14 protein-coding genes are annotated in these 14,720 nt (G+C 72.8%); 10 read left to right on the forward strand and 4 right to left on the reverse strand.

What is annotated here, in order from left to right; all coding sequences use genetic code 11:
• The first annotated feature begins 39 nt into the window (after positions 1–39).
• The 3 genes from AOM00_RS00230 (at position 40) to AOM00_RS00240 (ending at position 2,217) form a co-directional block, all read left to right on the forward strand.
• Positions 40–789: a MerR family transcriptional regulator gene (locus tag AOM00_RS00230; RefSeq protein ID WP_062515882.1), complete on the forward strand. Its 750-nt coding sequence runs from the start codon at positions 40–42 to the stop codon at positions 787–789.
• Between the two features lie 74 nt (positions 790–863).
• On the forward strand, positions 864–1,538 hold the full coding sequence (locus AOM00_RS00235; protein WP_062515883.1) for an NADPH-dependent FMN reductase: 675 nt from the start codon (positions 864–866) through the stop codon (positions 1,536–1,538).
• Positions 1,539–1,653: 115 nt separating this feature from the next.
• Entirely contained in the window at positions 1,654–2,217 is a 564-nt protein-coding gene (locus AOM00_RS00240; protein ID WP_062515884.1) for an NADPH-dependent FMN reductase, read from the forward strand.
• Positions 2,218–2,320: 103 nt separating this feature from the next.
• Here AOM00_RS00240 and AOM00_RS00245 read toward each other — a convergent pair whose 3' ends face one another.
• On the reverse strand, positions 2,321–2,548 hold the full coding sequence (locus AOM00_RS00245; protein WP_228373354.1) for a helix-turn-helix domain-containing protein: 228 nt from the start codon (positions 2,546–2,548) through the stop codon (positions 2,321–2,323).
• On the reverse strand, positions 2,545–3,237 hold the full coding sequence (locus tag AOM00_RS00250) for a hypothetical protein (protein ID WP_062515885.1): 693 nt from the start codon (positions 3,235–3,237) through the stop codon (positions 2,545–2,547). Before AOM00_RS00250 ends, AOM00_RS00245 begins: the two co-directional genes overlap by 4 nt.
• A gap of 111 nt (positions 3,238–3,348) precedes the next feature.
• On the opposite strand from AOM00_RS00250, the gene AOM00_RS00255 reads away from it, so the two are divergent.
• The 3 genes from AOM00_RS00255 (at position 3,349) to AOM00_RS00265 (ending at position 6,750) form a co-directional block, all read left to right on the forward strand.
• The gene (locus AOM00_RS00255) at positions 3,349–4,644 is read left to right on the forward strand and encodes a cryptochrome/photolyase family protein (RefSeq protein ID WP_267127704.1); all 1,296 of its coding nucleotides are present in this window, start codon (positions 3,349–3,351) and stop codon (positions 4,642–4,644) included.
• A 140-nt stretch (positions 4,645–4,784) separates the two neighbouring features.
• On the forward strand, positions 4,785–5,108 hold the full coding sequence (locus tag AOM00_RS00260; protein WP_062515887.1) for a DUF4190 domain-containing protein: 324 nt from the start codon (positions 4,785–4,787) through the stop codon (positions 5,106–5,108).
• 103 nt (positions 5,109–5,211) lie between these two features.
• A complete protein-coding gene (locus AOM00_RS00265) occupies positions 5,212–6,750 on the forward strand; it encodes an AlkA N-terminal domain-containing protein (protein ID WP_062515888.1) in 1,539 nt (512 codons plus the stop codon).
• A gap of 77 nt (positions 6,751–6,827) precedes the next feature.
• Here AOM00_RS00265 and AOM00_RS00270 read toward each other — a convergent pair whose 3' ends face one another.
• Together AOM00_RS00270 and AOM00_RS00275 are read right to left on the reverse strand one after the other, a co-directional pair.
• Positions 6,828–7,646: a 2-hydroxyacid dehydrogenase gene (locus AOM00_RS00270; RefSeq protein WP_439644913.1), complete on the reverse strand. Its 819-nt coding sequence runs from the start codon at positions 7,644–7,646 to the stop codon at positions 6,828–6,830.
• A gap of 128 nt (positions 7,647–7,774) precedes the next feature.
• Positions 7,775–8,956, reverse strand: a complete 1,182-nt coding sequence (locus AOM00_RS00275; protein ID WP_062515890.1) for an ROK family protein — start codon at positions 8,954–8,956, stop codon at positions 7,775–7,777.
• Between the two features lie 241 nt (positions 8,957–9,197).
• Between AOM00_RS00275 and xylA the strand changes: the two genes are divergently transcribed.
• The 4 genes from xylA (at position 9,198) to AOM00_RS00295 (ending at position 14,719) form a co-directional block, all read left to right on the forward strand.
• A complete protein-coding gene (gene xylA / locus AOM00_RS00280; RefSeq protein ID WP_062515891.1) occupies positions 9,198–10,388 on the forward strand; it encodes a xylose isomerase in 1,191 nt (396 codons plus the stop codon).
• An 88-nt stretch (positions 10,389–10,476) separates the two neighbouring features.
• Positions 10,477–11,904 (forward strand): xylulokinase, encoded by a 1,428-nt coding sequence (gene xylB, locus AOM00_RS00285; protein ID WP_062515892.1) that lies wholly within the window; start codon positions 10,477–10,479, stop codon positions 11,902–11,904.
• 92 nt (positions 11,905–11,996) lie between these two features.
• Complete coding sequence (locus AOM00_RS00290) at positions 11,997–13,343, forward strand: anaerobic C4-dicarboxylate transporter family protein (protein ID WP_062515893.1); 1,347 nt, start codon at positions 11,997–11,999, stop codon at positions 13,341–13,343.
• 29 nt (positions 13,344–13,372) lie between these two features.
• On the forward strand, positions 13,373–14,719 hold the full coding sequence (locus AOM00_RS00295) for a M20/M25/M40 family metallo-hydrolase (RefSeq protein WP_062515894.1): 1,347 nt from the start codon (positions 13,373–13,375) through the stop codon (positions 14,717–14,719).
• The last annotated feature ends 1 nt before the right edge of the window (position 14,720 follow it).

The raw sequence follows: 14,720 nt of genomic DNA on the forward strand, positions 1-14,720 counted from the left end.
CTTGACGTTGACGTGGCGTCAACTTCTACCGTGGTCGGCATGGACCTCGACATCGCCGCCGTCGCGCGGCTCACGGGCGTGACGAGCCGCACGCTGCGCCACTACGACGCGATCGGGCTGCTCACCCCCGCGCGGACCGGCCACGACGGTCGGCGGTTCTACGGCGACGCCCAGCTGCTGCGCCTCCAGCACATCCTTGTGCTGCGCGAGCTCGAGGTCCCGCTCGACACCATCGCGAGCATCGTCGACACGGACGATGCCACCCTCACCTCCGCGCTCATGCGTGACCACCACGTCGCGCTGCTCGCGCGCCGCGACCGCTTCGCTGCGCTCGCCGAGACGGTCGAGCGCACCATCACCCGCATCGAGAAGGGACTCCCCATGACCGCCGACGACATGTTCGAAGGCTTCGATCACACCGCGTACGAGCCCGAGGCTCGCGAGCGTTGGGGCGACGATGCGGTCGCGCGATCGAACGCCGCCTGGGCGTCGCTGGACAAGGCCGACCAGCGCGCCCACCTTGCCGAGCACGAGGCGATCGCGGAGGCGCTGGGACGCCTCGCGGCGGCCGACGCCGACCCCGCGAGCGACGAGGTCCAGGCCCTGGTCGCCCGCCATCACGCGTGGGTCTCGCTGTTCTGGACCCCTGGCCGCGAGGCGTACACGGGACTGGGCGCGACGTACGCGGACGACGCGCGCTTCCGCGCGACCTACGACAAGCACGGGGACGGCACCGCGGTCCTCCTGAGGGACGCGATCGCGGTCTACGCACAGTCGTTGCACGACTGACCAGGGCTCTTTGCCACCCGTCGGGAATCACTTGGGGCGCCGCGCCGTTGACCCGTGCGACCCAAGGGGGAACGATGCCGACGATCGGTCTGCTGCTAGGCCAGCTCCCGCAGGCGCGATCGACGCGACTGCTCTCCTCGCTGCTCCACCGCGCCGCGTCGCGCGGCACCACGCTGGTGGAGCTCACGCCCCAGGCGCTGCCGATGCACCCGCCGTACACCGACGCGCCGATGCCGTCGGCCGGAGCGGCGTGGAAGTGCGCCCTCGCCGGGGTCGACGGCCTGATCGTCGTCACGCCCAGCCATGAGCGCTCGATCCCCGGCACGCTCAAGCACGCGCTGGACTGGGCCGCATCGACGCCGAGCCCGTTGGCAGGCATGCCCGTGATGATCGCGGGTGTCGCGCGTCCGCACGAGGGCCTCTTCTCCCCTGTGGCGCATCTGCGCACCATCCTCAACGACGCGGGAGCCGAGGTCGCGGGCCAGCCCGAGCGCTCGCTCGCGATGGACCCCGCCGCCTTCGGCGAGGCGGGCGAGTGCTCCGATGCCGCGCTGTGGCAGCAGGCTGCGGAGCTGCTCGCGGATGCGGCCGGGTTCACGGTGCATGTGCGACGTGCGCGTGCCGCGGTCCCGTCGACGCCTGTGCCCGCCATCGATGCCGCAGGCACAGCACCGCTGAGCCCCGAGGTCGGCGTGCCCATGGCGACGCAGGCGATGGCTCCGGTCGCGGGCCCTGCCGTGATCGCGTGACGCACAACTTGGTTGATGCATCATCTTCTGGAATAGTTGACGCGTCACCCTCGTTGGGGTGATCGACCGACGACGGAGTCGGCGCCTCCACCCTCACCCTGAACAGGAGACTCCCATGACCCGCATCGGCATCATCGTCGGCTCCATCGCCGACGCCTCCATCAACCGCCAGGTCGCCAACGCCCTCCCCAGCCTCGCCTCGAGCGACGACGTCGAGTTCGTCTTCCTCGAGTACAAGGACCTGCCCTTCTACGACTACGCCCACGACGCGGACTACCCGCAGGTGGCGCGCGACTGGAAGCAGGCGATCGCCGACGTCGACGGCGTCATAATCGTGACCCCCGAGTACTCGCGCTCGATCCCCGGCGTCCTCAAGAACGCCCTCGACTGGTCGGCCCGCCCGTGGGGCCAGGGCTCGTTCGCGGGCAAGCCCGTCGCGATCATGGGCGCCTCGATCGGCGCCGCCGGCACCGCCGCCGCGCAGCAGCACCTGCGCGCGATCCTGGGCCACTACGACGCCCCCACCATGGGCCAGCCGGAGACCTTCTTCCACTACCGCGCGGACGCGTTCGGCGCCGACGGCTCGCTCCAGGACGAGGCCTCGGCCGCCGTCCTTGGGGGCTTCGTCAACGCCGCGATCGCGCACGTCGAGAAGCACGCGCCGGTCGCCGTCGCATAGCCCCCGATCTCAGTCCGAAGGCCCCGTCAGGCAGCACGCCAGGCGGGGCCTTCGCCATGCGCCGCCTCAGCGCACGAGGGCGAGCGCTCGCATCCCCGGCGCGTCAGCCGCCGATGCGAAGGAGGTCCGAGACGTCGCAGTCCAGCGCCTGGCAGATCGCCGTGAGGGTGGAGAAGCGCACGGCGCGCGCACGGTTGTTCTTGAGCACCGAGAGGTTCACGACGGTGACGCCCGCGCGCTCAGCGAGCTCGGTGAGGGTCACGCCGCGCGCCTCGAGCATCGCGTCGAGCGTGCAGACGATGCGGTGGTCGTCGACCTCGGCCGGGCTCACACCAGACCCTCCAGGTCCCTCCGCATCGCCGCGGCCTCGCGCCACGCGACGCCCAGGGCCATGATGACGAGGCCCGCCACGACGACCGACAGGTTGACGGCGAGCGGCGCCGCCGTCGCGACGGCTCCCGCAGCCGAGCCCTCGACGATCCAGTCGGCGACCGCCCACCGCGCCCACGCCGCGAGCGGTGAGCCGACGGCGACGAGCACCCCGATCGCGATGATGCGGCGCGAGGCCGCAGGCCCGAACCCCGCAGCGCGGCGGATCTCGCCAACGGTGCGGAACACCAGCCACCAGATCACGGCGACCCCGGCGAGCGGGAGCGCGCGGACCGCCATCCACGCGAACTGTTCGACGCGCGATGCCCCATAGATGGTGACATGCGACTCGTTGCCGTAGAACTCGACACCGAAGTCACCGTTGGACGTGGACTGGAGACCCCCCGCGAGCTGCTGCGCCGCGATCGCGGACTGCACGCCGGCCTCCCCGTCGATCGTGACGGCCTCGTTCGGCCCCAGGGTGTTCGCATCCGACCACATGAGCACATCGCCGAGACGCCACAGCTCGATCACGTCGACGCCGTTCGGACCGAGCGCCCACGCCAGCGCCCAGACCGCCGACACGACCGCGAGCGCCATCGCGGTCCACTGCACCACCCCGATCGCGGAGCGCCTCACCATGACCTTCATCGACCACCCCCTATCGAAAATCGATAATAACGATGATCGATATGCTGTCAAGGGTGTGGAATCACGCCGGGCCGCCCAGGCGTTGAGCGCACCATGACGTCGGTGTGGTGGGTGCGCAGAGACGCACGGCTCGCGGACAACCCGGCCCTGCTCGCGGCGCAGGAGGACGGCCGGGCCGCGGCGGTCTTCGCATGGAACCGCGGCGTCCACCTGTGGTCCGGTCGTCGCCGCGCCCACCTCGCGCGCGTGCTGTGGAGCCTGCGCGAGGACACGGGCGGGGCGCTCGGCGTCCGCAGCGGGGACCCCGCGGACGCGATCCTCTCGAGCGCCCGTGAGCACGATGCGCGGGTGGTCGTCGCGGCGAGGGAGGCCTCCCCCGCCGGCATCGCCGCTCAGGACGCGGTCCGCGCGGCTCTCGAGTCGGACGGTCGGGAGCTGCGCCTGGTCGGCACGCCGTACGCCGTGGCACCGGGGCGCATCGTCAAGGCCGACGGGACCGAGTACAAGGTGTTCACGCCGTTCTCCCGCGCGTGGCGCGAGCACGGCTGGCCCGCGCCCGCGCCGCCCGCGGACCCCGACGCGTTCGTGCGCGTCGCCTCGGACGTCGACCTCGACCAGGAGGCGGCGCGCGGCGACACCGACGACCCGCTCGCGGCGCCGCACGAGTTCCGCGAGGAGCGCGTCGTCCAGGCCTGGGCGGACTACGTCGACGGACCGCTCGCGCGCTACGCCGTCGAGCGCGACCGGCCCGACCTCGACTCGACGTCGCACGTCTCGGTGCCGCTGGCTTTCGGCCAGCTCCACCCGCGCACGCTGCTCGCTGCGACCGGCGCCGTCCCCGGCGACGCCGCCCGCAAGCTCGAGTCGGAGATCGCGTGGCGCGACTTCCATGCGGATGTCCTGTTCCACCACCCGCGCGCCCAGCGCGAGTCGTTGACCCCGGTCATGCCGGACGCGCATTGGGCCGCAGGCCGCGAGGCCGACCAGGCGTTCATGGCGTGGCGCGACGGCCGCACCGGCTACCCGCTGGTCGACGCCGGCATGCGGGAGCTCGCCGCGACGGGAGCCATGCACAACCGGGTCCGCATGGTGGTCGCCAGCTTCCTGGTCAAGGACCTCCACCTGCCATGGCAGCGCGGGGCCGACCACTTCCGCCGCGCGCTGCTCGACTACGACCACGCGCAGAACCAGCTCAACTGGCAGTGGGTCGCAGGCACCGGGCGGGACGCGGCGCCCTTCTTCCGCGTGTTCAACCCCACGACGCAGGCGGACCGCTACGACCCGGACCGACACTATGCGGAGCGGTGGATCCCCGAGCTGGACACCCCCGCCTACCCCGCACCGATGGTCGACCACGCCGCCGAGCGCGAGGTCGCGCTCGCCGCGCTACGGCACTCACGGGCGTAACAAGGTTATTTCCCGGTCGACACCGCGCCGACACACACGCGTCGTAGCGTGAGTCCCGCCAGCGAGGGCGCCCACCCGGGCGCACGGCCCATGCCGACGCCCTCCCGGCATGGCGCCCTCCCCGACGGGAAGGACCGGTCATGGAGACTCCTGCACGCGAGTACCTGGGATACGTGGGCCACCCCGAGCTTCCGCACGGCTACTACCCGTATCTGGGACGACGCCCGGACCAGCGCAAGGACTGGCTGGCGACGGCGGCGGTGGCCTCAGGGTCCCTGCTGCTGTTCCCCGCGGCCATCGCCTTCGGCCATGCCAGCATGCGCGCGATCCGGCGCGGGGAGTCCGCCGCCACGCGTCGGGCACGTGCGGGGCTCGCGCTGGGATACGGTGCGGCGGCCGTGGTCCAGATCGCGTACTTCGCATTCGCCGCCCATGCGCTCGCGAGCCGCGGCGTGACCACCTGATCGCGACGCGCGGAGCACCGCCGAGGGGCGCTCCGCACACGCGAAGGCGTTCAGGCCATGTCCGATGACCGCGAGCGCCACCTCCCTTCCATGGGTCACACTCATGAGCATGTGGGACGACGACACGCGCTACGCGGTGATCCACGGTAAGGACGCCCGCTACGACGGGCAGTTCTTCACCGCGGTCCGCACCACGGGCATCTACTGCCGGCCCTCGTGCCCCGCCCGCACCCCCGCCCGCGCCAACGTCACCTTCTACCCGAGCGCTGCCGCCGCTCAGCGCGCCGGCTTCCGCGCATGCCGCCGATGCTTCCCGGACGATGCACCCGGCTCGCCCCGCTGGAAGGTGGGAGAGGACATCGCGAGCCGCGCGATGCGGATGATCGACGACGGGCTGGTCGAGCGCGAGGGGGTCGCGGGCCTCGCGCGCAGGCTCGGCTACACCGAGCGGCACGTGTCGCGCGTGCTGGTCGACGAGCTCGGCGCAAGCCCGCAGGCCCTCGCGATCGCGCATCGTCTCCACCACGCCCGCGCGCTGCTCGAGGGCACGGAGATGCCCGTCTCCGAGGTCGCCTTCGCCGCGGGATTCGGGTCGGTGCGGCAGTTCAACGACGCCGCGCGGTCGGCGTGGGACCTCACCCCGTCGCAGGTGCGCGGGCGCGGGGCGGCACCCCAGGCGGCGCTCCCTGGAGAGGCACGCCTCGAGCTTCGCCTGAGGCACCGCCGACCGGCGACCACCGCACGCACGCTCGCGTTCCTCGGCGCGCGCGCCGTCGACGGCGTCGAGTCCTGGGACGGCACGTCCTACTCCCGCACCCTCTCGCTCCCGCACGGGCCGGGGCGTGTGAGCCTCGCGCCGGCGGACGGCTACGTGAGCGCCAGGCTCTCGCTCGCGGATGTTCGCGACCTCGGCACGGCGGTGGCGCGGTGCCGTCGCCTGCTCGATCTCGACGCGGACCCCGCGGCGGTCGACGCGGCGCTCGGAGCCTCGCCCCTGCTCGCCGCGCATGTGGAGGCCACGCCGGGCCTGCGCGTGCCAGGGGCGGTCGCACCGTTCGAGATGGTCGTCCGGGCGATCGTGGGGCAGCAGGTGAGCGTCGCGGGCGCGCGGCGGACGCTGGGCGCGCTGGTCGAGCGCTGGGCTCCGGAGCCGAGCGTCCCGCGAGGCGGCCATGAGGCGGATCCACGCATGGCGACCGTCCCGGCCGGCATGGGAAGCGTGTTCCCCGGGCCCGCAGAGCTCGCCGACGTCGACCCCACGAGCGGGCTGATCCCGCAGGCGCGGTGGCGCGCGATCTCCGCGGCGGCGCGGGCGATGCTCGACGGCGCCCTCGACCTGGGGCCGGGCGCGGACCGCACCGAGGCGCGCCGGGCGCTGCTCGCCATCCCCGGGATCGGGCCATGGACCGCCGAGTACGTGGCCCTGCGCGCCCTGGGCGACCCGGATGCCTTCCCCACGGGGGACCTGGTGCTGCAGCGCGCCGCGGGGCTCGACGCGGCAGCCCTCGCGTCAGCCGCGGAGGCCTGGCGGCCGTGGCGCGCCTACGCCGCGCTTCACCTGTGGACCGCGGTGGCGGAGGGCCGGATCGACGCGTCCGCACCCGCGCGGCCTCGCCGCGCGCGCCGACCCGCGCGGGTCTAGCCTGAGCCTGAGGGGGGTCGTTCACCGAGCGCGATGTGCTCGGGTCTGAGGGGCGGTGCCTTCCCCGCGACGGGGGGCTACGTGGGGAAGGCGCCTATCAGCACCGCGTTGACAGGCTCCTCGCCACCCACGAGCGCCGCGATCTGACGGCGCACCAGGTCCGTGTAGCGACGATCGGTCAGCCGCTCGGTGCCCGCGATGTGCGGCACCACGATGCAGCCCGGCGCGCTGAACAGCGGGTGCCCGTCGGGCAGCGGCTCGGGATCGGTGACGTCGAGCGCCGCGCGCAGCCGCCCGCTCTCGAGCTCCGCGAGCAGGGCATCGGTGTCGACCACCTTGCCGCGGCCGACGTTGAGGAGCAGCGCATCGTCCCTCATCGCGGCGAGGAAGCGCGCGTCGACGAGCTTGTCCGTCTCCTCCGTGTGCGGCGTGACAAGGATGACGATGTCGAAGCCCGGCAGCAGCCCGTGGATGTCCGCGATCGCGTGGACCAGGGTCCCGTCGGGCGCCGTGCGGGACGTGCGCGCGACGCCCTCGACGTGGACCTCGCTCGCGCGCAGCCGCACCGCGATCGCCTCGCCGATGCTTCCGTAGCCGACGATGAGCGCGCGCGAGTCCGCGAGCGACGGCGTGTCCTGGTCGGGCTCCCACCGGCCGCGCCGCTGCGCGTCGAGGAACCGCGGCAGGCGCCGCTGCGAGGCGAGCGCGAGCAGCATCGTCATCTCCGCGACGCGCGTGTCGTGGACGCCGCGCGCGTTCGCGAGCGTGACGCCCGGTGGAACGAAGGGCGCGATGTGCTCATAGCCGGCCGAGGCGATCTGCACCACGCGGAGGTTCGGGCACGCGGCGAGACGCCCGTACACGCGGCGCCCTCCCGTCCAGTGCGGCATGCACATGAGGACGATGCGGTCGCGCTCGGCCTCCGGGACCTCGCCCTCGGCGGGGTTCCAGACGATCACGCGGGCACCCTCGCCGGGGTCGCCCAGGGCGTCGGCCACCTCGCGCGACGGCACCCCGACCGTGATCACGCGGCCACCGTGAGCGGGGTCCCGGCGGGGTCCTGGAGCAGCGGCGCGAACGCGCGCTCCGCGGCCCCGATGAGCAGCCGGTTGCCGCCGAGCGCGGCCCGCGCGATGGCGACGTCCTCCGCATCGGGCCGGAACGCGAGCGCGCGGACGCGCTGCTGGACCAGCTCGCGCCGCACGTCGAACAGCCCGCCCAGGTAGCCCGCGAGCAGCACGGCATCGGGATCGAAGGCGCACTCGAGGTTGGCGATCGCGAGCGCGAGCGTCTCGGCGTAGCCGTCCAGCGCCGCGTCGTCGTGCGCGGCGGCGTCGAGGCGCGGGGCGTTGACCTCCGTCTCGAGGCAGCCGCGGCGCCCGCACGAGCAGCGCTCGCCGTTCGAACGGATCATCATGTGGCCGAACTCGCCGCCGTAGCCGCGACCGCCGCGGAGCATGCGCCCGCCCACGAGCGCCGCGCCGCCGATGCCGGACGCGGATCCGTTGAGGTAGACCACGGTGTCGATGCCGCGCGCGGCCCCGAAGCTCCACTCGGCGCGCAGGCCCATGTTGGCGTCGTTGCCCACCGTCACGGGAAGCTCGAGCGCCTCTGCGAGCTGCTCCCTGAACGACACCTCGCGCCAGCCGAGGTGCGGCGCGTCGACCACCACCTCGCCGTCGACCGAGACCAGCCCGGGCACCGCGGCGCCCAGGCCCGCGATGCGAGGCCCGTCGAGCTCGGCCGCGACCTCGCGGGCCGCCTCCCAGGCGAACGCGACCGCATCGGCGGGCGTGGGCGGCGCGCTCACCGAAGCGCGCCGACGCGCGAGCACCGTCCCGTCGATCGCGACGGCGCCCAGCTCGAGGGCGTCCACATCGGGGTGGAGGGCGAGCGCGACCACATCGCGCCGCGGCCGCACGATGAGGCTCGGACGCCCGACCGCGCCGGTCTCTGCGGCCGCGTCCTCGATCACCAGGCCGAGCTCCGCGAGCTCCGTCACCAGGCCGCCGATGGTCGAGCGGTTGAGCCCGGTGTCGCGCGTGAGCTGCGCGCGGGTGAGCGGGCCGCCGTAGTGGACAGCGGTGAGGAGCGCCGAGAGGTTGTGGCGGCGCGTGTGGTCGTTGCGGCTGCCACGCGCGGCGGCGACGCGCGCCTCCGCGGGCGACTCGTCGGTCGCGTCCGTGATCCCCGTCGCCTCTGGCATCGTTCCTCCTTCGTGCTCGTCAGTATGCCCGGGACTCGCCTGCACCGTGATCCCCCGCGCCTCGGATCGGGGTGCTCCGGACTCCGGATCGCACGCGGCGGGCCACCACGGGACACCCTGTCGTCGGCCGGGGCGCCCCGCCCGTCGACGCGCGTGCGCCCCGCTTTGACGGAGCCGCCCGTCGGGTATATGTTTCCTGCGGGAACATTTTACCCCGCTCAATGACGAATGGAGTTCGAGCATGTCGCTCACCCCCACCCCGGCCGATCACTTCACGTTCGGCCTCTGGACCATCGGCTGGCCGGCTGCGGACCCGTTCGGCTCCGCGACGCGCGGCCCGCTCGGCGCGGTCGAGGCGATCCACAAGCTCGCGGAGCTCGGCGCCTACGGCATGACGTTCCACGACGACGACCTCTTCCCCTTCGGGTGCTCGGACGCGGACCGTCGCGCCGCGATCGACGCGCTGAAGAAGGCGTGCGACGAGACCGGGATGAAGATCCCGATGATCACCACCAACACCTTCACCCACCCGGTGTTCAAGGACGGCGGCGTCACCTCCAACGACCGCGCGGTGCGCCGCTTCACCCTTCGCAAGGTGCTGCGCAACATCGACCTGGCCGCCGAGCTGGGCGCGACCACCTTCGTGATGTGGGGCGGCCGCGAGGGTGCCGAGTACGACTTCTCGAAGGACATCCGGGTCGCGCTCGAGCGCTACCGCGAGGCGGCGAACATCTTCGGCGCCTACGTGCTGGAGAAGGGCTACGACCTCAAGTTCGCGATCGAGCCCAAGCCCAACGAGCCCCGCGGCGACATCCTGCTGCCGACCGTGGGCCACGCGATGGCGTTCATCGAGACGCTCGACCACCCCGAGCTGGTGGGCCTCAACCCCGAGGTCGGCCACGAGCAGATGGCGGGCCTCAACTTCACCGCCGGCATCGCTCAGGCGCTGTACCAGGGCAAGCTCTTCCACATCGACCTCAACGGCCAGCGCGGCATCAAGTACGACCAGGACCTGGTGTTCGGCCACGGCGACCTGCAGAACGCGTTCGCGCTGGTGGACCTGCTCGAGAACGGCGGCCCCGACGGCGGCCCGTCCTACACCGGCCCCCGCCACTTCGACTACAAGCCCTCGCGCACCGAGGACTTCGACGGCGTGTGGGAGTCCGCGCGGGCGAACATGCGGATGTACCTCGCGCTCAAGGAGCGCGCGGCCGCGTTCCGCGCCGACCCCGAGGTGCAGGAGGCCATCGCGGCCACCAAGCAGCACGAGCTCGCGCAGACCACCCTGGGCGCCGGGGAGACGATCTCCGACCTCCTCGCCGACGCCTCCGCGTACGAGGACTTCGACGCGGACGCGTACTACAACGGCAAGGGCTTCGGCTTCGTGCGCCTGCAGCAGCTCGCTGTCGAGCACCTCATGGGCGCCCGCTGACCTTCCCCCCTCCCGCGTCCCGGCCGCCCGACCTCCTTGGGGCGGCCGGGACGCACCTTCTCCCGCCTGATCAACGAAAGGCCCGCGCATGACCCTCGTCGCCGGCGTCGACTCCTCCACCCAGTCCTGCAAGGTGGTGATCCGCGACCTCGACACCGGTGCCGTGGTGCGCACCGGGCGCGCATCGCACCCGGACGGCACCTCCGTGGACCCCGCGTCCTGGTGGGACGCGCTGCTCGCAGCGCTCGCCGAAGCGGGCGGCCTCGCCGACGTCGCCGCCATCTCCGTGGGCGGCCAGCAGCATGGCATGGTCGCGCTCGACGCCGCGGGCGAGGTGGTCCGCGACGCGCTGCTGTGGAACGACACCCGCTCCGCGGGCGCGGCGGCGGACCTCATCGCCGAGCTCGGCGCGGACGCCCTGGCGGACAGGACGGGCCTGGTGCCCGTCGCATCGTTCACGTCGACCAAGCTGCGCTGGCTGCGCGACGCCGAGCCGGAGAACGCCGCGCGGGTCGCGGCGGTCGCGCTTCCCCACGACTGGCTCACGTGGCGTCTGCGGGGCTACGGGCCCGCGGCGTCGTCCCCGCTGGGACCCGACCTCGAGGCGCTCACCACGGACCGCTCCGACGCGTCCGGCACCGGCTACTGGAGCGCCGCCACGGGCGAGTACGACCGCGACCTGCTGGTCACCGCGCTGGGGCACGATGCCGTGGTCCCGCGCGTGCTCGGGCCGGGCGAGAGCGCGGGCACCGTCCTGCCCGAGATCGCCGGCCACGAGGGCTGCCTGGTGGGCCCCGGTGCGGGCGACAACGCCGCGGCGGGCCTGGGCCTGGGAGCGGCCGTGGGCGACGTGGTCATCTCGCTCGGCACGTCCGGCACGGTGTTCGCGGTGACCGAGCGGGGCTTCCGCGACGCGACCGGGATCGTGGCGGGCTTCGCCTCGGCCTCGGGCGAGCACCTGCCGCTCGTGTGCACGCTCAACGCCTCCCGCGTGCTCGACGCCTTCGCCCGGGTGCTGGGCGTCGACTACGACGAGCTCGGCGCGCTGGCCCTCGAGGCCGAGCCCGGCGCGGGCGGCCTCACCCTGGTCCCCTACTTCGAGGGCGAGCGCACCCCGAACCTGCCCGACGCGACCGCGACACTGTCGGGCATGACCCTGGCCAACACCACGCGCGCGAACATGGCGCGCGCCGCGATCGAGGGCATGCTCGCGGCGCAGGCGGTCGGGATGGAGGCGATCCTGTCCGCGGGGGTGTCCGCCACGCGCGCGCTCCTGGTCGGCGGCTCGGCGCAGAACCCGGCGGTCCAGGCGATCGCGGCGCAGGTCTTCGACGTGCCCGTCGAGGTGCCCGAGCCCGGCGAGTACGTGGCCGCCGGCGCTGCGGTGCAGGCGGCGTGGGCGCTCACGGGGACACGGCCCGCGTGGCCGCTCGCGGTGGTCGCGGCGCCGGAGAAGGACACGCGGCCCGAGATCATGGCGGCGTACGCCGCGGCCGCCGGGACCTACACCGCGTAGCCGGACCCGGCATCGTCCCTCGACGGGCGCGTGTCGGAGCGCGCGCGTAATGTCCGTATTCGGGGCCTCCGGCGGCCCCGGAGGGGCGGACCATGACCATCAGCTTCGTGCTCGAGGCGATCGTGGTGCTCGGCTCGATCGTGCTGGGCACCCGCGCCGGCGGCGTGGGCGTCGGCATCTGGGGCGGCGTCGGCATGTTCGTCCTCGTGTTCCTCTTCGGGGAGGCGCCGGGCGAGGCCCCGATCACGGCGATCGGCATCATCCTCGGCGTGGTCACCTCCGCGGCGCTCATGCAGGCCGCGGGCGGCATCGACTGGATGGTCGCCATGGCGGCGCGCGTCATCGAGAAGCGGCCCAAGCAGATCACGGTCATCGCGCCGCTCACCGCGTTCCTGTTCTGCGCGGGTGCCGGGACCGGCAACATCGTCTTCCCGCTGCTGCCCGTGGTCTACGACCTCTCGGTCAAGAACGGCATCCGGCCGGCACGGCCGCTCACGGTCACGGTGGTCCAGTCCGGCATCGCGCTCGCCGCCTCGCCGGTGTCCGCCGCCATGGCCGCGATGCTCGCCTTCACCGACGTCGCGCCCTACAACCTGGGTCTGGCGCAGATCCTCGCGATCACGTTCCCCGCGTGCGTCATCGGCATCGTGGTCACGTCGCTCGTGGTGAACCGCATGTGGAAGGACATGGACGACGACCCCGAGATCCAGGAGCGCATCGCGGCCGGCGCCGTCGCCGCCTTGCGGCCCGATGCGGGCGGCAGCTCCACGGCGCACCTCACCTACACGGCGCGCGGCAGGAACGCGGCGATCACGTTCCTGCTGGGAGTGCTCGCGATCGTGCTGTTCGGCATCTTCGAGGCCCTCCGCCCCACCTACACGGTCGACGGCGAGGAGGTGCGCGTCGGGATGGGCGTCACCATCATCCTGGTGATGCTCGTCGTGAGCGCGATCATCATCTTCGTCGGCCGGCCCAAGGTCGCATCGGTCCCCGACCAGTCGGTGTTCAAGGCGGGCATGGTGGCCGCCATCGCGCTGTTCGGCATCGCATGGCTCACGGCGACGTTCATCGCGGCGCACGAGGACTACATCGTGTCCACGGTCGGCTCCTGGGTCACCGACTTCCGCTTCATCTTCGCCCTCGCGGTGTTCCTGGTCGCCGCGATGACCACCAGCCAGTCGACCGCGACCAACACCATCGTCCCCATCGGCCTCGCGGCAGGGCTGCCTGTCGGCTCGGTGGCGGGCATGTGGGCCGGCGGCCTCGGCGGCGTCTACACGCTTCCGGCCAACGGCCCCCAGATCGCCGCGGCCAACTTCGACGAGACCGGCTCGACCAAGCTGGGCACCAAGCTGCTCGACCACAGCTTCTTCGTGCCGATGGCGATCCTCTCCTTCACTACAGTCGTGGTCGGCGCGCTCATCGGCGCATTCTTCTGACCCGCATCCGCACGGAAAGGCGTTCACCCATGCCCGCAACGTCCATGGCCGCGAAGGTCCATGACCTCATGCCCGGCGTCATCGAGGACCTCAAGGAGCTCATCTCGATCCCGTCGATCGCGTTCCCCGGCTACCCCGAGGAGCCCGTGCACGCGATGGCGCAGCGCACGCTCGAGCTGGTCCAGGAGGCCGGCTTCGCGGATGCGCGCCTCATGGACGTGCCATGGGGCTACCCGCCCATCTACGGCGAGATCGCAGGTCCTCCCGGCTCCCCGGTGGTGGTGCTGTACGCGCACTACGACGTGCAGCCCGCCGCCGTCTCGCAGGGATGGACCACCGAGCCGTTCATGCCCACCGTGAAGGACGACGGCCGCATCTACGGCCGCGGCGCCGCCGACGACAAGTCCGGCATCGCGACCCACCTGGGCACGCTGCGCGCGTTCGACGGGCAGCCGCCGGTCACGCTCCGCCTGATCCTCGAGGGCATGGAGGAGACCGAGAGCAACCTCGAGGAGTTCGTCGAGGCGCACCCGGAGCTGTTCCAGTGCGACCTCTTCGTGGTCTGCGACATGGGCAACCTGGTCGCCGGCGAGCCGGTGCTGACCACGGCGCTCCGCGGCGACGTGTCCTGCACCGTGACGGTGCGCACGCTCGACCACCCGCTGCACTCCGGAGTCTTCGGCGGCGCCGCCCCCGACGCCATGATGGCGCTCGCGCGCCTGCTGTCCTCGCTGGTGGACGATGCGGGCGAGGTCGCGGTCGAGGGCGTCACCACGGGCACGTGGGAGGGCGCGGTGCAGAGCGAGGAGAGCTTCCGCGACGGCGCTCCCCTGCTCGACGGCGTCTCGCTCATCGGCACGGGGACCATCTCGGACCGGTTGTGGGCCAAGCCGTCGATCAACGCGATCGGTGTCGACATCACGTCGATCAAGGACTCCTCCAACGTGATCCACCCGGCCGCGAGCGCGAAGATCTCCATGCGCATCGTCCCCGGATCCAACCCCGAGGCGGAGCTCGACGCCCTGGTCGCGCACCTCGAGACCCACGCGCCGTGGGGCGCGCAGGTCGAGGTCAAGCGCGTCAAGGCCGCTCCGGCGTTCCTGGTGCCCGGCGGCGGCACGGCCGTCGCGGCGGCGCGCGAGGCGATGACGGAGGCCTTCGGGATGGAGGTCAGCGAGGTCGGGTCGGGCGGCTCCATCCCGCTGCTCCAGACCCTGCGCGAGGCCTGCCCGGCGGCGGAGTTCGCGCTCTGGGGGCCGGAGGACATGGATAAGTCGCGCATCCACGCGTCCGACGAGAGCGTCGACCCCGCGGAGATCGAGCGCATGGTGCTCGCGCAGGCGCTTCTGCTCGAGAAGCTCGGCGCGCAGGGCTGAG

This window comes from Demequina gelatinilytica (assembly GCF_000971115.1).
Taxonomy (GTDB): domain Bacteria; phylum Actinomycetota; class Actinomycetes; order Actinomycetales; family Demequinaceae; genus Demequina; species Demequina gelatinilytica.